Source organism: Rhodoblastus acidophilus, assembly GCF_025961575.1.
Taxonomy (GTDB): domain Bacteria; phylum Pseudomonadota; class Alphaproteobacteria; order Rhizobiales; family Beijerinckiaceae; genus Rhodoblastus; species Rhodoblastus acidophilus_C.
Map to the genome: position 1 here is coordinate 78,172 of NZ_JAOQNX010000001.1, position 19,774 is coordinate 97,945.

Annotated in this window: 20 protein-coding genes; 18 read left to right on the top strand and 2 right to left on the bottom strand. The window is 65.6% G+C overall.

Going from position 1 to position 19,774, the window contains the following annotated elements:
• The first annotated feature begins 40 nt into the window (after positions 1–40).
• The 3 genes from M2320_RS00335 to M2320_RS00345 are packed head-to-tail and all read left to right on the top strand — an operon-like array spanning position 41 to position 2,884.
• Positions 41–1,546 carry a phytoene desaturase gene (locus M2320_RS00335; protein ID WP_264595596.1) on the top strand — a complete coding sequence of 502 codons (1,506 nt, stop codon included), beginning with the start codon at positions 41–43 and terminating at the stop codon, positions 1,544–1,546.
• Positions 1,527–2,573, top strand: a complete 1,047-nt coding sequence (locus M2320_RS00340) for a phytoene/squalene synthase family protein (RefSeq protein WP_264595597.1) — start codon at positions 1,527–1,529, stop codon at positions 2,571–2,573. The genes M2320_RS00335 and M2320_RS00340 overlap by 20 nt, the downstream gene beginning before the upstream one ends.
• A complete protein-coding gene (locus tag M2320_RS00345; RefSeq protein ID WP_264595598.1) occupies positions 2,573–2,884 on the top strand; it encodes a hypothetical protein in 312 nt (103 codons plus the stop codon). Before M2320_RS00340 ends, M2320_RS00345 begins: the two co-directional genes overlap by 1 nt.
• 153 nt (positions 2,885–3,037) lie before the next feature.
• On the opposite strand, the gene M2320_RS00350 is transcribed toward M2320_RS00345, so the two are convergent.
• Entirely contained in the window at positions 3,038–3,871 is an 834-nt protein-coding gene (locus M2320_RS00350) for a hypothetical protein (protein ID WP_264595599.1), read from the bottom strand.
• A gap of 23 nt (positions 3,872–3,894) precedes the next feature.
• Positions 3,895–5,460: a 1-hydroxycarotenoid 3,4-desaturase CrtD gene (gene crtD, locus M2320_RS00355; RefSeq protein WP_264595600.1), complete on the bottom strand. Its 1,566-nt coding sequence runs from the start codon at positions 5,458–5,460 to the stop codon at positions 3,895–3,897.
• Between the two features lie 102 nt (positions 5,461–5,562).
• Here crtD and M2320_RS00360 point away from each other — a divergent pair, with 102 nt between their 5' ends.
• From M2320_RS00360 to M2320_RS00430, 15 genes are all read left to right on the top strand, one after another.
• Complete coding sequence (locus M2320_RS00360) at positions 5,563–6,429, top strand: polyprenyl synthetase family protein (RefSeq protein ID WP_264595601.1); 867 nt, start codon at positions 5,563–5,565, stop codon at positions 6,427–6,429.
• Positions 6,430–6,432: 3 nt separating this feature from the next.
• Positions 6,433–7,575 carry an acetylserotonin O-methyltransferase gene (locus M2320_RS00365; protein WP_264595602.1) on the top strand — a complete coding sequence of 381 codons (1,143 nt, stop codon included), beginning with the start codon at positions 6,433–6,435 and terminating at the stop codon, positions 7,573–7,575.
• Between the two features lie 80 nt (positions 7,576–7,655).
• The gene (bchC, locus tag M2320_RS00370; RefSeq protein ID WP_264595603.1) at positions 7,656–8,588 is read left to right on the top strand and encodes a chlorophyll synthesis pathway protein BchC; all 933 of its coding nucleotides are present in this window, start codon (positions 7,656–7,658) and stop codon (positions 8,586–8,588) included.
• Positions 8,585–9,547 (top strand): chlorophyllide a reductase iron protein subunit X, encoded by a 963-nt coding sequence (locus tag M2320_RS00375; RefSeq protein WP_264595604.1) that lies wholly within the window; start codon positions 8,585–8,587, stop codon positions 9,545–9,547. Before bchC ends, M2320_RS00375 begins: the two co-directional genes overlap by 4 nt.
• Positions 9,547–11,028 (top strand): chlorophyllide a reductase subunit Y, encoded by a 1,482-nt coding sequence (gene bchY, locus M2320_RS00380; RefSeq protein WP_425540639.1) that lies wholly within the window; start codon positions 9,547–9,549, stop codon positions 11,026–11,028. The genes M2320_RS00375 and bchY overlap by 1 nt, the downstream gene beginning before the upstream one ends.
• Positions 11,028–12,470, top strand: a complete 1,443-nt coding sequence (gene bchZ / locus M2320_RS00385) for a chlorophyllide a reductase subunit Z (RefSeq protein ID WP_264595606.1) — start codon at positions 11,028–11,030, stop codon at positions 12,468–12,470. Before bchY ends, bchZ begins: the two co-directional genes overlap by 1 nt.
• 39 nt (positions 12,471–12,509) lie before the next feature.
• Positions 12,510–12,791, top strand: a complete 282-nt coding sequence (locus M2320_RS00390) for a hypothetical protein (protein WP_184425973.1) — start codon at positions 12,510–12,512, stop codon at positions 12,789–12,791.
• Between the two features lie 61 nt (positions 12,792–12,852).
• Positions 12,853–13,059: a light-harvesting antenna LH1, beta subunit gene (pufB, locus tag M2320_RS00395; protein WP_184425975.1), complete on the top strand. Its 207-nt coding sequence runs from the start codon at positions 12,853–12,855 to the stop codon at positions 13,057–13,059.
• Positions 13,060–13,074: 15 nt separating this feature from the next.
• The gene (gene pufA, locus M2320_RS00400) at positions 13,075–13,251 is read left to right on the top strand and encodes a light-harvesting antenna LH1, alpha subunit (RefSeq protein ID WP_155444650.1); all 177 of its coding nucleotides are present in this window, start codon (positions 13,075–13,077) and stop codon (positions 13,249–13,251) included.
• A 94-nt stretch (positions 13,252–13,345) separates the two neighbouring features.
• A complete protein-coding gene (gene pufL, locus M2320_RS00405; protein WP_184425977.1) occupies positions 13,346–14,170 on the top strand; it encodes a photosynthetic reaction center subunit L in 825 nt (274 codons plus the stop codon).
• 16 nt (positions 14,171–14,186) lie between these two features.
• Complete coding sequence (gene pufM, locus M2320_RS00410; protein WP_184425979.1) at positions 14,187–15,173, top strand: photosynthetic reaction center subunit M; 987 nt, start codon at positions 14,187–14,189, stop codon at positions 15,171–15,173.
• Positions 15,170–16,192 (top strand): photosynthetic reaction center cytochrome PufC, encoded by a 1,023-nt coding sequence (gene pufC / locus M2320_RS00415; protein ID WP_184425980.1) that lies wholly within the window; start codon positions 15,170–15,172, stop codon positions 16,190–16,192. The genes pufM and pufC overlap by 4 nt, the downstream gene beginning before the upstream one ends.
• 129 nt (positions 16,193–16,321) lie before the next feature.
• On the top strand, positions 16,322–17,119 hold the full coding sequence (rquA, locus tag M2320_RS00420) for a rhodoquinone biosynthesis methyltransferase RquA (RefSeq protein WP_264595607.1): 798 nt from the start codon (positions 16,322–16,324) through the stop codon (positions 17,117–17,119).
• 48 nt (positions 17,120–17,167) lie between these two features.
• The gene (locus tag M2320_RS00425) at positions 17,168–18,403 is read left to right on the top strand and encodes a putative DNA modification/repair radical SAM protein (protein WP_264595608.1); all 1,236 of its coding nucleotides are present in this window, start codon (positions 17,168–17,170) and stop codon (positions 18,401–18,403) included.
• Positions 18,394–19,773, top strand: coding sequence for a UdgX family uracil-DNA binding protein (locus tag M2320_RS00430; protein ID WP_264595609.1), 1,380 nt, complete (start codon positions 18,394–18,396; stop codon positions 19,771–19,773). The genes M2320_RS00425 and M2320_RS00430 overlap by 10 nt, the downstream gene beginning before the upstream one ends.
• The last annotated feature ends 1 nt before the right edge of the window (position 19,774 follow it).

Consider the following 19,774-nt stretch of genomic DNA (forward strand, 5'->3'; position numbering starts at 1 on the left):
CAGCTAGTGTCAGCTTATGTTGACGGTTCAGGAATAGAAAATGACCAGCGTCTCGAGTCAGCGTAAGCCCGTCGCGCTTGTGATCGGCTCCGGTTTTGGCGGTCTGGCCGCCGCGATCCGTCTCGGCGCCCGCGGCTATGCGGTGAAGGTGCTGGAGCGCCTCGACGCCCCCGGCGGGCGCGCCTACCAGCACAAGATCGACGGCTTCACCTTCGACGCCGGCCCGACCATCGTCACCGCCCCCTTCCTCTTCGAGGAGCTGTGGGCGCTGTGCGGCAAAAAGATGTCGGATGACGTCGAGCTGCGCGAGATGAAGCCCTATTACAAGATCCGCTTCCACGACGGCCAGACCTTCACCTATCAAGGCGACCGCGCCGCGATGCGCGAGGAGGTCGAGCGGTTCTCGCCCGGCGAAGGCAAGAATTTCGACGCCTTCATGGCGATGAGCGAGCAGATCTATCGCATCGGCTTCGAAAAGCTCGGCGACGAGCCCTTCAATTCGATTCTGGACATGGTGCGCATCGCGCCCGACCTCCTGCGCCTGCAAGGCTATCGCAGCGTCTATGGGATGGTCTCGCAATTCTTCCGCAATGAGCGGCTGCGCAACATTTTCAGCTACCATCCGCTGCTGATCGGCGGCGACCCCTTCCGGGTCTCGTCGGTCTATTGCCTGATCGCCTATCTCGAAAAAAGCTTTGGCGTGCATTCCGCCATCGGCGGCACCGGCGCGCTGGCGCGCGGCCTGGCCAAACTGATCGCGGGCCAGGGCGGTGAAATCCGCTATGGCGCCGACGTCAAGCGCATCGTGATCGAGAGCGGCCGCGCCGTGGGCGTCGAGCTGGCCAATGGCGAGCGGCTGCGCGCCGACATCGTCGTCTCCAACGCCGATTCCGCCTACACCTATCGCAGCCTGATTCCCCCGCACCATCGCAAGACCTGGACGGACGCGCGGCTGCAGCGCCAGAAATATTCGATGGGCCTGTTCGTCTGGTATTTTGGCACCAACCGCCGCTATGACGACATCGGCCATCACACCATTCTGATGGGGCCGCGCTACAAGGAGCTGCTCAACGACATTTTCCGCAGAAAGGTGCTGGCGGAGGATTTCAGCCTCTATCTGCACCGCCCCACCGCGACCGACCCGTCGGTGGCGCCGAAGGGATGCGACGCCTTTTATGTGCTGTCGCCGGTGCCCAATCTCCAGGGCGGCCAGGAATGGACGATCGAGGCCGAGGGCTACCGCAAGCGCATCGAGACCTGGCTGGAGGAAAACATTCTCCCCAATCTCAGCAAGCACATTGTGGCGTCGCGGGTGGCGACCCCGCTCGATTTCCGCGACCGCCTCAACGCCATCCACGGCGAGGGTTTTGGGCTGGAGCCGATCCTGACGCAAAGCGCCGCTTTCCGTCCGCACAATATGAGCGAGGACATCGCCAACCTGTTCCTGGTCGGCGCCGGCGTCCATCCGGGCGCGGGCCTTCCGGGCGTGCTGTCGTCGGCCCGCGTTCTCGACAAGGTGGCGCCCGATGCTTCCGCGTTCGTCTGACCGGCCGCTGGCGAGCGAGGCCGACCACGCCATCAACAAGGAGGCGATCCGCGGCGGCTCCAAGAGCTTTTACTCCGCCTCCTGGCTGCTGCCGGAATCGGTGCGCCGCCCGGCCTTCGGCCTCTACGCCTTCTGCCGGCTCGCCGACGACGCCGTCGACGAGGTCGAGGCCAAGAAGGCGGCCGTCGAACGTCTGCGCCAGCGGCTCACCCGCATCTATGCGGGCGATCCGGAGGACCATCCGGCGGATCGCGCCTTTTCCGACGTGGTGCGCGACTATTACATCCCGCCCGAAGTTCCGTTCGCGCTGATCGACGGTTTTGCGTGGGACAGCGAAGGCCGCATGCCCGCGACCTTTTCGGAGCTGCGCGCCTATTCCGCGCGCGTGGCTTCGACGGTCGGGGTGATGATGACGCTGCTCATGCGCGTGCGCGACCCCGCCGCTTTGGCGCGGGCCTGCGACCTCGGCGTCGCCATGCAACTCACCAATATCGCCCGCGATGTCGGCGAGGACGCGCGCGCCGGGCGGCTCTATCTGCCGCTCGACTGGCTCGCGGAAGCCGGCGTCGACCCCGAAGCCTTCCTGGCCAAGCCCGAACCGTCCCCGGCGCTGAAAAGCGTCGTCGCCCGGCTGCTCGCCGAGGCCGATGCGCTCTACGAACGCTCGCGCGAGGGCGTGGCGCGGCTGCCGCTCGCCTGCCGCCCGGCCATCCTGTCGGCGGCGCTGATCTATTGCGAGATCGGCCGCGAGGTCGAGCGGCGCGGCCATGATTCCGTGACGACGCGCGCCTATGTCGGCCACCGTCGCAAGCTCGCTCTGCTGGCCGAGGCCAGCGCGCGCGCCATTGCGCCGCAGCCGGTCCTCGAGGCGCCGCCGCTTCCCGAAACCGCGTTCCTTGTGGAAGCGGTCGAGCGCGAGCCCGCGCCCGATTTCGCCCCCGTTAACCTGCGGACCCGTGCGCTGAGAGTGCTCGAAATGTTCGAGCGTCTGGAGCGCATGGACCGCGCCGAACAGATGGTGCGCTGATGTCCGGTGAAATGATCGCCATGATGGAAATGCTGTTTCCATTCGGGCTTTTCTTGGGTTTTTTGATCTGGCAGCTCGTGAGCATCAAGCGGACCATCCGCGAGGACAAGGCGCGCGAAGCGCAGGCGGAAGCCGAGCTCGCCTCGCGCGAGTCGGAAGACGCGAAATCCATCGCCGAGCTGCGCGCGGAAATGAAGGAGCAGCGGGAAGAGCTGGACAAGCGCTTCGCCGAACTCGCGGAGCGCGAGGCGCGGCTGGAGGCCGCCACACAAGCGCCCCAGCCCGCCAAGGCCGCCGCCGCCGGGGATTAAGCTCGCCTAAACACGGATCGTCGGAACGCTTCCTTCTCCCCTTGCGGGAGAAGGTGGCCGCAAAGCGGCCGGATGAGGGGTTAGTCCCTGACCAAACGCTCGATTCCGTTCATTGACGGCCCCACGCTCGCATCCGGCGAGGCCAAGCGCCCCCTACTTCTTCCGCCCTAAGCCAATCTTCGGCGCCGGCCCCTTTGCGCGCGGCATGCGGAACGGCAGCATCGCCTTGACCACCGGCTTGGCGAAGCGATCGAGATCGAGGCTCTCGTGCACGGAGACCGCCTCCTCGCCATCAATATCATGGGCGATCTGCGAGCGTGAATAGAACGGCGCGTCCTCGAGCGTGGCGATCAGCCGCGCCGATTTGGCGCTGCGGGTCACGCGCGGCAAACGCCAGGCCGATTGCGGCAGGCTGACGAAATCCGGCGCCGGCCGTTCGAACAATCCGCCCTTGGCGTCGAATTCCAGGCTGAGCGCGGTGTGGCCGCCGCGGCGTTTTTCCGCGTCATAAAACACCCGCGCCCGGTCATGCAGCCGCGCGCGCGACCAATGCCATTCCTTGAACCCGGTCTCCAACGGCTCGGCGCCGCGATTGGTGTCGAAATAAGCGTGGCCCCGCCATTTGACGTCCGGCTGCGACATGGCGACGCTCACCCGCGCCAGCGGCGCGATCGGCCGCCAGAAATGACGCCCGACGGATTCCAGCTCGAAGGCGCGGGTGTTCAAGGTTTCGATGTCGAGGCGCACATGGCCGACCAGCCGGCGCGGCCAGGGCGCGCAGACCTCGTTGATGTCGATGTCGAGGCCGTTGCCGTCCCAGCGCAGCGCGCTCGGCCCGACCGCGAACGTGTCGGCGGTGCGCGCCAAAGCGTCGGCGCCGCGCTCGGTCATCGCCCAGCGCGCGGGCGAGCCGTAGAGCGCGACATTGATGGCGCAATGTTCTTCCGGCGCGCGGCGTCCGTCCCAGGCGTAATAGGGGGAAAACACGCTGCCGACGAAGGCGATGATGGTCAGTCCTTGTTTTCCGTCGTCGCTAAAGGCGTCGACGTACCACCAGACATAGCCGCCGGGCGCGACCGGCGCGTCGAAACCGGGTCCGCCAGACGTTTCGGCGCGAGATCCGCCAGCGTCGCCAGCGCCGCCTGCCGGCCCGACAGCGCCGCCATCGGCACACCCGGTCCCGGATGAATCCCGCCCCCCGCCAGATAGAGCCCCGGCAGGCGCGAGCGCGCTCCCGGCCTCAGGAACGACGCCCTCCAGCCGTGCGTCGCCACCCCGTAGAGCGAGCCCCCCGTCGCCGGAAACCGCGTCGCGAATTGCGCCGGGCTCGTCACCACGCGCTCCGTCCAGGTGAGTCTGGCCCCGCACGCCCGCATGATGTCCATCGCCGCCATTTCGCATTCTTCGATCTCCCCAGCGCCCAGCGAACGGGGCCCGTCGGGCGGCGCGTTCACCAGGCAGAACAAACGCTCGCTCCCGCCGACGGCGCCGCTGTCGCGATCGCTGGCGCAGACATAGACGGTGGGCCGCGCCGGCGTCCGCCCGCGTTTGAATATTGCATCGAATTCTCCGGCGTAATCGTCGCCGAAAAACACGTTGTGATGAATGAGGGAAGCATCAATGGCGCCAACGCCGGCAAAAGTCACGGCCGAAAGCGAGCGCCGGCCTTCGGGGATGGGATTGGCGGCGCGCCCGGCCTCCGGCCCGAGCCGCGGCAAGGCGGAGACATCGCCGTTAAACAGCACGGCGTCGGCGTCGAAGCGTTCGCCATCGCTGGTGACCACCCCGCAGGCCCGGCCGCTCTCGACCAGAATGCGCTCGACGGAGGCCCCGTAAAGAAAGCGCGCGCCGAGCGTTTCGGCGAATCCGGCCAGCGCCTGGGCGAGCCGGATCATGCCGCCCTCGACGAACCACACGCCCTCGCGCTCGACATCCGAGACCAGCATCAGGGTCGCCGGCGCCGCGAAGGGCGAGGAGCCGCAATAGGTCGAGTAGCGTGCGAACAATTGTCGCAACCGGGGATCGCGGAAGTGCGATCCCAGCGCGCCCCAAAGGCTTCTGTACGGCGAAATCGCCAGAATATCGCGCCAGCGCCGCAAGCCGATGCGCCGGTTCAGCGCCCAGAGACTCGGCCGCGAGGCGCGCATAAAAGGGGCGTCGAGCGTGTTGCGGATTTTTGCCGCGCGCGCGGCAAATACCCGGTAGCCCTCGGCCTCCCGCGCCCCGGCGAAAGCTTCGATCGCCGCGACATTGGCCTCGACATCGGGAAACAGGTCGAGCTGCGAGCCGTCCGTCCAGAAATGCCGGGCCAGACGCTCGGCCCGGGCCAGCGTCAGATGCTCATCGAGGACGCCGCCGCATTCCGCAAAAAGCCCGTCGAAAACATCACGCAAGGTGAAGACGGTGGGCCCGACATCGATGCTCTGGCCCAGAACCTCGACGGCGCGCAGCTTTCCGCCGGGCGCGTCGCCCGCTTCGACAACAAGGGTCTCAACCCCGCGCGCGGCCAAAACCATCGCCGCGACCAGACCGCCGACCCCCGCGCCGACGACCGCCACTCTCGGCCTAGAAGCCATGATCCTCCCGAAGCTGAGCGCGAAAAGGATTGACGCGATGCTAAAAGCTGTCAATATTCGATTACACTTTGGGTGTCTATTGAAAAGGTCACGGAGGCGGGTATGCATATGGAGCGCGTCGAAATGGCTCTGGAGGCGGCCCTGAACGCGGCCTCGGGTCCGAAATGCCCGCCGAAGCTTGCCTCAGCGATGCGTCACGCCGTGTTTCCCGGCGGCCATCGCATCCGCCCACAAATCGTTCTCGCCGTGGCCATGGCCTGCGGCGACCCCAATCCGGCGCACACCGACGCGGCCGCCGCCGCCATCGAGCTGATGCATTGCGCCTCGCTGGTCCATGACGACCTCCCGACTTTTGACGACGCCCCGATTCGCCGCGGCAAGCCGACTGTGCACGTCGAATTTGGCGAACCCCTGGCCGTTCTCACCGGCGACGCTCTGATCGTGCTCGCCTACGAGACCATCGCCCGCGCCTTCTCCGCCGATGCGCGGCAACTCGTGCAGATGATCAACATCGTCTCGCAATCGGTCGGCGCGCCAAGCGGCATTATCGCTGGACAGGCCTGGGAATCCGAAGAGACGATTTCGCTGGTCGACTACCAGCGCGCCAAGACCGGCGCCCTGTTCGCCGGCGCCACGCTGGCCGGCGCCGCCGCCGCGGGCCAGGACCCCGAGGCGTGGCGCGCTCTGGGCGACTATATTGGCGAAGCCTATCAGGTCGCCGACGACCTGCGCGACCTGCTGTGCGACGCCGAAGAGCTCGGCAAGCCCGCGCACCAGGACGAGCGTCGCGCCCGTCCGAACGCCGCCGCGCAACTCGGCATCGGCGGCGCCAAGCAGCGTCTCACCGACCTCGCCGACGCCGCCGCCGCCTCCATCCCCGACTGCCCCGGCGCCGAGCAGTTGCGCGTCATCATCCGCGCGCAGACCCGGCAGCTGTTTCCTTCCCAACTCGAGCAATACGCGGCCTAAAAAATGTCCGGAACCAATCTACCCGCCCCCGTCGGACCTGTGTCCGTCGGGGAAATCCTGCGGCAGGGCCGCAATCTGCTGATTTCGAATCCGTCATTCCAGAAATGGGCCGCCAGCTTCCCGCTGACCCGTCTGCTGGCGGAGCGGCAGTCCAACGCCCTGTTCGATCTGTGCTCGGGTTTCGTCTATTCGCAGATTCTGCTCGCCAGCGTCCGCCTCGACCTGTTCACCAAATTGTCCGGCGGGCCGCGCTCGACGGCCGCGCTGGCGGAAGACCTCGGCCTGTCCGTCGACGCCACCCAGCGTCTGCTGCGCGCCACCACCAGCCTGAAGCTCACCGACGAGCTTGAAGGCGAGCGCTACACGCTCGGCGAACTCGGCGCGGCCATGCTCGCCAATCCCGCCATCGCCGCCTTCGTCGAACACCACGCCCTGCTCTACAAGGATCTCACCGATCCCGTCGAATTGCTGAAAGGCAAGGCGCAGACCGAGCTGTCGGGCTTCTGGCCCTACGCCAAGCCGGGCGAAGACGCCGCGCCGCCGGAGACCTATGCCCGCTACAGCGAGCTGATGTCGCAGTCGCAGACCCTGATCGCCGACGACATTCTCGACGCCTTCCAGCCCTCGACGCCGCGCAGCTGGCTCGACCTCGGCGGCGGCGAAGGCGTGTTCGCGGCGGCGCTCGGCGAATTCGCGCCGCAGATCGAAGTCACGATGATGGACCTGCCGCCGGTCGCGGCGCGCGCCCGCGTCGCCCTGCAGACTCGCGGCATGTTGTCGCGGGTCAACGTGCTTGAGGGCGACTTCTTCAAGGATCCGCTGCCGCAGGGCTCCTCGGTGGTGTCGCTGATCCGCATCCTGCACGATCACGACGACGACCAGGTCCGCGCGCTGCTGGCGAAAATCCATGCGGCGACCGAGCCCGGCGCCACCCTGCTGATCGCCGAGCCCATGGCGGGCGGCCGCGGCGCCGATCGCGTCGCCGACGCCTATTTCAACTTCTACCTGCTCGCCATGGGTCGGGGACGCGGGCGTTCCGTGAAGGAACTCACGGATTTGCTGACGGCGGCCGGCTTTGCCGACATTCGTCCGCTGGAATCGCGTCGTCCGATGCTGGCCAGCATTCTCGTCGCGCAGCGCGTGTAAATTTTACTTGACGGATTGGACTGTCGGATTAATCTGACGCCCGCTACGTTCAAGAGAGAAACACTAGGGGTCTCCGGCACATGGAAACCGTCGCCGTTGTCATGGAAGAGCCTCGACGCCTTTCATTGGCGTCGCTCGTCCTCGACGAGCCGGGGCCGGCCGATGTCGTCGTGGAGACCCTTTGGTCCGGCGTCAGCGCCGGCACCGAAAAGCTGCTGTATACGGGGCGCATGCCGACCTTCCCGGGAATGGGCTATCCGCTTGTTCCCGGCTACGAATCGGTTGGCCGCGTCATCCAGGCCGGCCCGTACTCCGGCCTTGCCGTCGGCGCCAATGTGTTCGTTCCCGGCGCGCATTGCTTCGGCAAGGTGAGTTCGGTTCATGGCGGCACGGCTTCGCGCCTTGTCGTCGCTGGCGCTCGCACCGCCCAAATCGATCCCGCGCTCGGCGAACGCGGCGTGCTGCTGGCGCTCGCCGCCACCGCCCTCCACGCGGTCAATGTCGCCGACGCTGCCGGCGAAGCGCTTGTCGTCGGTCACGGCGCCCTGGGCCGCCTGATCGCCCGCATTCTGGTTGCGCGCGGCGTCGCGCCGATGGTTTGGGAAACCAACCCGATCCGCGCCACGGGCGCGCAGGGCTACACGGTGCTCGCGCCCGACGCCGATCCCCGCCGCGACTACAAGCACATCGTCGATGTGAGCGGCGACACCAAAGTTCTGGATTCGCTGATCCAGCGTCTGGCGCCGCGCGGCCGCATCACGCTCGCCGGTTTTTACGACGCGATCAATTTCGCCTTCCCGCCGGCTTTCATGCGCGAAGCGGAGTTCAGAATTTCGGCGCAATGGGCGCCTGGCGATCTCGGCGCGACGGTCGCCCTCGTCGAAAGCGGCAAGCTGTCGCTCGACGGTTTGATTACCCACAAGCGGAATGCGCGCGAGGCTGCGGAAGCCTATCCCGTCGCTTTCGAAGATCCGGCTTGCGTCAAAATGGTCCTCGACTGGAGCGCGTTATGATCAGTTTCCTGAGCGAGGCCGAAATGAATGGTGAAACCGTGACGACCCCTGGCAAGAAGGCCACGCAGATCATCGCGATCTACGGCAAGGGCGGCATCGGCAAAAGTTTTACGCTCGCCAACCTGTCCTACATGATGGCGCAGCAGGGCAAAAAAGTCCTCCTGATCGGCTGCGATCCCAAGAGCGACACCACCTCGCTGCTGTTCGGCGGCAAGGCCTGCCCGACCATCATCGAGACGGCGTCGCGCAAGAAGGCCGCCGGCGAGAATGTCGAAATCGGCGACATCTGCTTCAAGCGCGATGGCGTCTACGCCATGGAGCTGGGCGGCCCCGAGGTCGGTCGCGGTTGCGGCGGACGCGGCATCATCCATGGTTTCGAAACGCTGGAAAAACTCGGCTTCCACGAGTGGGGTTTTGATTTCGTCCTGCTCGACTTCCTCGGCGACGTGGTCTGCGGCGGCTTCGGCCTGCCGATCGCCCGCGACATGTGCCAGAAGGTGATCCTGGTCGGCTCGAACGACCTGCAATCGCTTTACGTCGTCAACAACGTCTGCTCGGCGGTCGAATATTTCCGCAAGCTCGGCGGCAATGTCGGCGTCGGCGGTCTGGTGATCAACAAGGACGACGGCACCGGCGAGGCCCAGGCCTTCGCCAAGGCGGCGGGCATTCCGATCCTCGCCGAAATCCCGGCCGACGAAGACATCCGCCGCAAGAGCGCGGCCTATCAAATCATCGGCAAGCCCGATGGCCGCTGGGGCCCCCTGTTCGAGACTTTGGCCTCGGCCGTGGCGGATTCGATCCCGAACCGCCCCAAGCCCCTCTCCCAGGACGAACTGCTGTCGCTGTTCAAGAGCGATGCGGTCGGCCGCGATTACGTCCTCGAGCCCGCCACCGCGGAAGACCTGTTCGGCACGTCGCGTGTCGCCAAGCCTTCCCTTGAAGTCGTGTACGACGAGTAATGGCCATGACGCTCGACACCCCCAACACGCCCAATGCGAACGACGCGCCCCGCGCGGCCGGCGCTGTCGGCGTGGATGGACTGGGCTGCCACGCCGGTCGCGAAGTGATGCAGGAAGCTGCGCGCAAATCCGGCGCCGGCGAGACCCTCGCCCGCTACGCCAAGGACTATCCCGCCGGCCCGCACGACCAGCCGCAGAGCATGTGCCCGGCCTTCGGGTCGCTGCGCGTCGGCCTGCGCATGCGCCGCACCGCGACCGTGCTGTCGGGCTCGGCCTGCTGCGTCTACGGCCTGACCTTCATCTCGCATTTTTACGGCGCGCGCCGCTCGGTCGGCTATGTCCCGTTCGATTCGGAAACGCTGGTCACCGGAAAGCTGTTCGAGGACATTCGCGAATCCGTCCACACCCTCGCCGATCCCGAAAAAGTCGACGCGGTCGTGGTGATCAACCTCTGCGTTCCCACGGCGTCGGGCGTGCCGCTGCGGCTGCTGCCGCGCGAGATCAACGGCGTGCGCATCATCGGCATTGACGTGCCCGGCTTCGGCGTCCCCACGCATGCGGAAGCCAAGGACGTGCTTGCCGGCGCGATGCTGGCCTACGCCCGTCAGGAAGCCGAACAAGGCCCGGTGCAGGCGCCGCGCACCCCGCGTGCGCAAGAACCAACCATCACGCTGCTCGGCGAAATGTTCCCGGTCGATCCCATCCAGATCGGCGGCATGTTGAAGCCGCTCGGCCTCGCCGTCGGCCCGGTCGTTCCGACCCGCGAATGGCGCGAACTCTATGGCGCTCTCGACTGCGCCGCCGTCGCCGCGATCCATCCGCATTACACCGCCTCGATCCGCGAATTCGAAAACGCGGGACGTCCGATCATCGGCTCGGCGCCGGTGGGCGTCGACGGAACCGCCGACTGGCTCGACGACGTCGCCAGGGTTTGCAATGTCAGCGCGGAAAAACTCGACGCCGCCAAGGCCGCCCTGCTCCCCGCGATTCGCGGCGCCCTCGCCGGCGCGCCGATCAAGGGCCGCATCACGCTGTCGGGCTATGAAGGCTCCGAACTGATCGCCGCGCGCCTGCTGGTCGAAAGCGGCGCGGATCTGCGCTATGTCGGCACCGCGACGCCGCGCACGCCCTGGTCCGAGCGCGACCGCGAATGGCTGGAATCCAAGGGCGTCGAAGTCCGCTTCCGCGCCACTATGGAAGACGACGTCGCCGCCATGGACGAATACCAGCCGGACCTCGCCATTGGCACGACGCCGGTGGTCCAGGCGGCGAAGAGCCGCTCGACTCCCGGCCTCTATTTTACGAACCTGATTTCGGCGCGTCCGCTGATGGGCGCGGCCGGCGCGGGTTCGGTCGCCGCGACGCTCAACGCCGCCATCGGCAATCGCGCCCGCTTCACCGAGATGACGGATTTCTTCGCCGGCGTCGGCGAAGGCGCGACCGGCGGCATCTGGCCCTCCATCAAGAAGGAGGCGCGCTGATGTTCGTGCTCGACCATGATCGCGCCGGCGGCTATTGGGGCGCCGTCTACGTCTTCACCGCGGTGAAGGGGTTGCAAGTCGTCATCGACGGCCCCGTCGGCTGCCAGAACCTGCCGATCACTTCGGTGCTGCATTACACCGACGCGCTGCCTCCGGAAGAACTTCCCATCGTCGTCACCGGCCTGGGCGAAGCCGAACTCGGCCAGCACGGCACCGAAGCCGCGATGTCGCGTGCGCATAAAACGCTCGATCCGAAACAGCCGAGCGTCGTCGTCACCGGCTCGATCGCCGAGATGATCGGCGGCGGCGTCACGCCGGAAGGTTCGGGTCTGCAACGCTTCCTGCCGCGCACGATCGACGAGGACCAGTGGCAATGCGCCAATCGCGCGCTGCTGTGGCTGTGGAACGAGTACGGCGTCAAGAAAGCGAAAGCCGTGAAGGCGAAAGCCAAAGCGGAAGGCGCCAAGCCGAAAATCAACATCATTGGCCCGAGCTACGGCGTGTTCAACATGCCGTCCGACCTCGCCGAAATCATCCGGCTGGTCGAAGGCGTCGGCGCCGAAGTCAATCTGGTGTTCCCGCTCGGGACGCATCTCAACGACATTCCCAAACTCGCGCAGGCCGATGTCAACATCTGCATGTATCGCGAGTTCGGCCGCGCGCTCTGCGAAGCCTTGGACAAGCCGTATCTGCAAGCCCCGATCGGCATGCATGCGACCACCAAATTTTTGCGCGCGCTCGGCCAGCTCACCGGCCTTGACCCCGAGCCCTTCATCGAGCGCGAGCGCCATACGACGCTGAAGCCGATCTGGGATCTGTGGCGCTCGGTGACGCAGGACTTTTTCGCCACCGCCTCGTTCGGCATCGCCGCCAACGAAACCTACGCGCGCGGCGTGAAGAAGTTTTTGGGCGACGAGCTCGGCCTGCCCTGCTCTTTCGCGGTGGCGCGCAAGCCCGGCGAGAAGACCGACAACGCCGCGCTGCGCGACCAGCTGAAAGCGCGTCCGCCGCTGGTCGTGTTCGGCAGCTATAACGAGCGCATGTATCTGGCCGACGCCGGATCGCGCGCCGCCTACATCCCGGCTTCGTTCCCCGGAACGGTCATTCGGCGGCACACCGGCACGCCCTTCATGGGCTATTCCGGCGCCACCTATCTCGTGCAGGAAGTCTGCAATGCGCTGTTTGACGCATTGTTCCACATCCTGCCGCTCGCGAGCGACATGGACCGCGTCGATGCGACGCCGTCCCGCCTGCATCGCGAACTCGAATGGAGCGCCGAGGCGAAAGCCCGCCTCGACGAACTCGTCGAAGCCGCGCCGCTGGTGGCGCGTATTTCGGCGGCGAAGCGCTTGCGCGACGCCGCGGAACGGGAAGCTCGGCGCGCAGGCGAGACGCAGGTCAATTTGTCGCGCCTCGAACGCGCAAAGGAACTCGCGAACTGATGCCGTAAGGCTTAGGCTCGCACCAGTTGGAGACGGTCCATGAAAATGGCGATCAACACGGTCACTGCAAGAAACGAGTACGATCTCGCCTGGCGTTTGTTCGGCGGATTTCTGCTCGCTGTTCTGGTGACGGCTGGCGCCTTGAAGGCGGCCTTCACCTGGTTATTCACAGATCGGAACTGCGCGGCGCCGAGGAGCCGGTCCTGGCTCGCGGATGCGCGTTCTCAAGCGTCAATCGCAACGTCGTACGCCCATATGGCGAAGTCGATGTTGCAGTCATCCAGACGGGACAACCGTCAGGAACGCCAGTCGAGCCTCTAACGAGTCTCGACGAATTATGGGCCGCGTAAGGCGTACGCGGTAACCTGTAAGGAGGTCAAAAATGGCCGAAGACAGATCATCCCTGTCCGGAGTGTCGGATGCGGAGGCCAAGGAATTCCACGCCTTGTTCGTCTCCAGCTTCACGGCTTTTATCGTGATCGCTGTTCTCGCGCACGTTCTCGCTTGGGCGTGGCGTCCGTGGATCCCTGGCCCGAAGGGCTGGGCTCTGCTCGACAGCGTCACCGCCGCTGTTTCGATGATCGGCTAAGAGGAGAAGCTCAACATGTACAAACTTTGGCTGCTCTTCGATCCCCGCCGCACCCTGGTCGCCCTCTCGGCTTTCCTGTTCGTGCTCGGTCTGATCATTCACTTCATCTGCCTCAGCACCGACCGCTTCAACTGGCTGGAAGGCAAGCCGGCGGTTCGGGCCGCGATCGAGACCTCCGTCTCGCTCGGCTGAGCATTCGATCAGCGGGAATCGCCCGCGGCGCGGACGGGCGCTTAAGCGTCCGTCCGCACTCTGAAACCTTCACGTCGTTTGGGGAGCGCCGGCCATGGCGATGCTCAACTTTGAAAAAAAATACCGCGTGCGGGGCGGCACGCTCCTAGGCGGAGACCTGTTCGACTTCTGGGTCGGACCCTTCTACGTCGGGTTCTTTGGCGTCACCACGCTGATCTTCACCGTCCTGGGTGTTTCCATGATCGCCTACGGGACGGCGATGGATCACGTCTGGAACATTCTGCAAATCAACATCGCGCCTCCAGACCTCAAATACGGCCTGGGACTGGCGCCTCTGAAAGAGGGCGGCATCTGGCAGATCGTCACCGTCTGCGCGCTCGGCGCCTTTGGCTCCTGGGCTCTCCGCGAGGTGGAAATCTGTCGCAAGCTCGGCATCGGCTATCATGTTCCGATCGCCTTCGGCTTCGCGATCTTCGCCTACACGACCCTGGTCGTGTTCCGTCCGGTCCTGATGGGCGCCTGGGGCTACGGATTCCCGTATGGCATTCTCAGTCACCTCGATTGGGTGTCCAACACGGGCTATCAGTACCTGCACTTCCATTATAACCCGGCGCATATGCTGGCGATCACCTTCTTCTTCACGAACTGCCTTGCTCTCGCGATGCATGGCGCCGTGATCGTGTCGGCCGCCAACCCGCGCAAGGGAGTGAAGGTGCGTCAGACCGAGTACGAAGACTGGTTCTTCCGCGACGTCGTCGGCTATTCCATCGGCACCCTCGGCATCCACCGCCTCGGCATGTTCCTGGCCGTTTCCGCCGCCTTCTGGAGCGCGATCTGCATCCTGATCAGCGGCCCGTTCTGGACCAAGGGTTGGCCCGAATGGTGGAATTGGTGGCTCAACCTGCCGATTTGGCGCTAACGTCTAGGAGGCGCACGTGGCTTTTTACGAGAACGTCTTCACTCAAGTGCAAGTCCAGCCCAAACACCCGGAGACGGGCGAGGGCGTGGGCGACGCCAACCTGGCGCGCGAGCGCTTTGGCACGCCGATCCTGTCCTATTGGGCCGGCTTCATCGGCAATGCGCAGATCGGTCCGATCTATCTCGGTGGCCTCGGCATCGCTTCGGTGCTCTGCGGATTCATCGCGATCGAAATCATCGGCCTCAACATGCTCGCTTCCGTGCATTGGAGTCCGATCGAGTTCATGCGCCAGCTCCCGTGGCTGGCCCTTGAACCCCCGCTGCCCAAACACGGCATCAAGGCTTTCCCGCCGCTGGCGGAAGGCGGTTGGTGGCTGATGGCGGGCTTCTTCCTGACCATGTCCATGCTGCTCTGGACGGCGCGCGTTTACCGCCGCGCGGTTCAACTGGGCCTCAGCACGCACATGGCCTGGGCGTTCCTGTCGGCGATCTGGCTGTTCCTGTGCATGGGCTTCTTCCAGCCTCTGCTTCTCGGCCGGTTCAGCGAGGGCGTTCCGTTCGGCATCTTCCCGCACCTGGACTGGACCGCGGCCTTCTCCCTGCGCTACGGCAACCTGTACTACAACCCCTTCCACATGCTCTCGATTGCGTTCCTGTACGGCGCGGCTCTGCTGTTCGCCATGCATGGCGCGACGATCCTGTCGGTCGGTCGGTACGGCGGCGAGCGTGAGGTGGAGCAGATCGTCTATCGCGGCACGGCTGCGGAACGCGCTGCTTTGTTCTGGCGCTGGACCATGGGCTACAACGCCTCCATGGAATCCATCCATCGCTGGGGCTGGTGGTGTGCGGTTCTGTGCCCGCTGACCGGCGGCATCGGCATCCTGCTCTCCGGCACCGTGGTCGACAACTGGTATCTCTGGGCTGTTCAGCACAACATCGCCCCGGCCTACCCGCATGTCTTCCCGGCGACAGTTGACCCGGCAGCGACGGGAGTCCCGCAATGAAAACCACTGCTCTGCTCCTCGGTGGCGTCGCCACCGCGCTGATCGGCACAGCGCTGATCTTCACTCCGGGGTGGAACCTCCACAAGGTCCATACCGTCCAGACCGGCTTCCGCGGCCTGTCTGTGGGTGAAATGTCGACCGTCAAGACCGACGCGCTGCGCAAGGCGGCCAACGCCCTGCCCGACGCGATCGATCCGGCGGAAGCCGGCGGCAAGAAGGCGACCGAAGTCTACAAGAACGTGCAAGTTCTGACGGACCTCAGCGCCGCGCAGCTTGATCGCGTCATGCTGGGCTTTGCGGCCTGGGTGGGCGGCGACAACGGCTGCAACACCTGCCACAACCCTGACAATCTCGCCGACGACTCGCTCTATCAGAAGAGAGTCGCCCGGCAGATGATCAAGATGACCCGGCACATCAACAAGGATTGGCAGCCTCACGTCCTGCAGACGGGCGTGACCTGCTACACCTGCCACCGCGGTCAACCGGTGCCGAAGGGCGTCTGGTACAACCCGGCTCCGGCGACTGCGGGCGCGGCCACCAACAACCGCGGCTTCGGTCACCCCGCCGGCGCGGCCAACGGCTATACGGCCATGACCACGGTGCCGTTCGCCGGCATTCTCGACGGCAAGGAACCGGTCCGCTTCCAGCAGCTGAACGCTCTGGTCGCCGGCCCCGGCCCCTCGATCCAGACCACCGAGAAGACCTACTCGTTGATGATGGCGATCTCCTACGGGCTCGGCGTCAACTGCACCTACTGCCACAGCTCGCGTGTGTTCTGGAGCTGGTCGGAGGGCAACCCGCTCCGCGTCAACGCGTGGCAGGGCATCAACATGGTCAAGGACCTCAACGCCAACTTCCTGGCGCCCCTGCAGGCCGAATGGCCGAAGGACCGCCTGGGACCGACGGGCGACGGTCCGAAGCTCTACTGCATGACCTGTCACCAGGGCGCGCCCAAGCCTCTGCTCGGCGCCCAGCTGGCGAAGGACTGGACGGAGCTCGGCGGCGTCGCCGCCAAGTAAGCGAAAACAAGACGCGGCGGTTGCGCAAACCGCCGCGTTCATTTTATAAGGCAGGCCGCAGGGCGCTCGGGGGACGCCTCCGTTACGGGATTGTCTCATCTGGATCACACGCGCGCCAAGGATGTCCAAGTGCTGTTAAACGGAAATGGTTCGACCGAGATCGAGCCTGCTGCCGCTCTCCGAACCGACCGCCCCGCCGCAGCCCCCGCACAAGCGCCGGCGCGCCAATCTGCAGACCTTTCCGAAGGCGCGGGCAAAATTCCCGCCTATCTCACCAAACATTATTGGTGGGCCTATGTGCACCCGAAGGCCGTGTGGTTCTTCGAACGGCAATGGCTCGTCGACGCTATCCTCTGGGGCAATTATAATCAGTTGCGCGACGCCGCGCTCGACAAGCTCGGCGCGATCCTGCCCGGTTCGACGCTGCAGGTCGCCAGCGCCTATGGCGATTTCACCCCCGCGCTCGCCGCGCGCGCCGCCGCCGGCAAGGGCGAAGTCGATGTGATCGACGTGCTGCCGATCCAGCTCGAGAACCTGAAGCAGAAGCTCGCCCCCAACGCGCCGGTGCGCCTGGCGACGATGGATTCGGCCGCGCTGACCTTTGCCGACGCCCGCTTCGATCGCGCCGTGCTGTTCTTCCTGCTCCACGAAATGCCCGAGGAGTGGCGGCGGCGCACACTCGCCGAGACGCTGCGCGTGGTGCGGCCCGGCGGCCGCGTCGTGATCATCGAATATGCCCGCCCCGCCGCCTGGAACCCGATGCGCTACCTGTTCGCGCCGATCCTCTCCGTGCTCGAGCCTTTCGCGCTCGAAGTCTGGATGCACGACCTCCGCGAGTTCCTGCCGGCTGGCGCGAAAATCGCCAATTTCGAGCGCCGCACCTTTTTTGGCGGCCTCTATCAGCTCGTCAGTTTCGAGCTGAAGTAGCGGACGGCTCCGCTTGACAGAAAGAGAACGTTTGGCGAACATGTCGCCATGCGTCTCGACCTCCGCCAAAAGCTCGCCATACTCGCCGACGCCGCCAAATATGACGCCTCCTGCGCCTCGAGCGGCGGCCAGAGGCGCGATTCCCTGGGAATGGGCAAGGGCGTGGGCTCCGTCACCGGCGCCGGCATCTGCCATTCCTTCACGCCGGACGGCCGCTGCGTTTCGCTGCTGAAAATTCTGCTGACCAATTATTGCATGTACGATTGCGCGTTCTGCGTGAACCGCGTGTCGTCCAATGTGCGCCGCGCCCGATTCACGCCCGCCGAAGCCGCACAGCTCACCGTGGACTTTTATCGGCGCAATTACATCGAAGGCCTGTTCCTGTCGTCCGGGATCATACGCTCGCCCGACGCCACGATGGAACAATTGATTGAGACCGCGCGGCTGCTGCGCGAGGACCACGCCTTTCACGGCTACATTCATCTGAAGACCATCGCCGACGCCGACCCCGCGCTGATTTCGCGCGCGGGCGAACTCGCCGACCGCCTCTCAGTCAATGTCGAGCTGCCGCAAGAGGCGAGCCTGAAGGCGCTGGCGCCGGAAAAGCGCCTGTCCACGATCCGCAAGAGCATGGCGACCATTCGCGGCGAGATCGACGACCACGCGCACGACAAGACTGTGCGTAAAAAACGGTTCGCCACCGGCCAGTCGACGCAGATGATCGTCGGCGCCGATTCCGCCGACGACGCCACGATCCTGCGCACCAGCGCCGCGCTTTATGGCGGCTATCGCCTGCGCCGGGTCTATTACTCCGCCTTTTCGCCGATTCCCGACGCCTCCGCCGTCCTGCCCGTGCGCGCGCCGCCGCTGCAGCGCGAGCACCGGCTCTATCAGGCCGACTGGCTGCTGAGAAACTACGGTTTTGACATTGAGGAGCTGGCCGAGGCGACCGACGACGGCATGCTCGACCTCGATCTCGATCCGAAGACAAGCTGGGCGTTGAAGAACCGCGCGCTGTTCCCGGTCGACATCAACCGCGCCCCCCGCGAAATGCTGCTGCGCATTCCCGGCCTCGGCGTGCGCGTCGCCGATCGGGTGATCGCGGCGCGCCGCCACGGCGCGCTGCGCCTTGATGACATTTCGCGTCTCGCCAGCAGTTTGCGAAAGATCCTGCCCTTCATCACCACGCCCGACTGGTCCCCGGGTTCGACGCTGGATTCAGAAGGCTTGAAGCAGAAGCTGCGGCCGCCGCCGCGGCAGCTGGAGCTGTTTTCATGCGCGTGATCGCGCTGGAGCGCCCCGACGATGCCGACGCCTTTTTCGAACATGCCGCCGCCCTGCTCGCGGAAGGAATTTCGCCAGAGCACGTGTCCTGGAGCGTAGGCGACTCCGCCGATCTCTTCGGCGCCGCCATTCCGGCGCCGCGGGCAAAATGGCGCGGCGAAAAATTGTTCGCCGCAGCCCTGCTGCACCGCGCCGCCCATCGCTTTGCGCTGGTTTATCGCGCGTTGTGGCGCACGGACGGGGACAAAGCCTGGCTCGACAATCCCGCGGAGTCCGACCTTTGCTCTTTACGAAAACTCGAAGGCGAGGTGCGGCGCGACATCCACAAAATGCGCGCGCTGGTGCGCTTTCGCGAAATCCCCGACGGCTACGGCGCGCGCTTCATCGCCTGGTACGAACCCGGCCATTTCACCCTGCGCGCCAATGCCGATTTTTTCGTCCACCGCTTCGCCGACATGCGCTGGTCGATCGTGACGCCCGATCTGTCCGCGCATTACGACGGCGAAATCCGCTTCGCGCCCGGCGGCAGCCGCCGCGATGTCCCGGCGGAGGACGCCCGCGACGAGGACTGGCGCACCTATTACGCCGCGATCTTCAATCCGGCGCGGCTCAATCTCGCCGTGATGCAATCGCATCTGCCGAAAAAATTCTGGCGTAACCTGCCCGAAGCCCAGGCGATCCCGGCGCTCGCCCGCGCCGCACAGACCCGCGCCCAGACGATGATCGCCGCGCCGCCCACCGCGCCGCGTGTCGCGCGCGCCCCCGCGCGCGCCCAAACGACCGCAACCGGCCTCGCCGACCTGCGGGCGCAACTCGCGTCCTGCGAAAAATGCCCCCTGCACCGCGAGGCGACGCAGGTCGTCTGCGGCGCCGGGCCAAGCAACGCCGCGCTGATGATCGTCGCGGAGCAACCGGGCGACCACGAAGACCTTTGCGGCGCCCCGCTGGTCGGCCCGGCCGGCAAGATTTTCGACGAGGCCCTGCGCCGCATCGGCTGCGACCGCAAAACGATCTACGTCACCAATGCGGTCAAACATTTCAAATTCACGCTCAAGGGCCAGCGCCGCATCCACGCCAAGCCGAGCGCCGGCGAAATCGACATTTGTTCCTGGTGGCTGCATCGCGAAATCGAGCAGGTGCGGCCAAAACTCATCGTCGCCATGGGCGCATCGGCGCTACGCGCCCTGACCGGCCAAAGTTTTTCGGTGTGCGACAGCCGAGGCAAGATTTTGGACTTGGGGGAAAGCCGCATTCTGACGACAACCCACCCAGCCTATCTGCTGCGCCTCCAGGACGAGCAGCAAAAGCGGCAAGCCTGGCGCGCCTTCCTCGACGATCTCGCCCAAGCCCACGCCATGGCGTGCGCGTAAA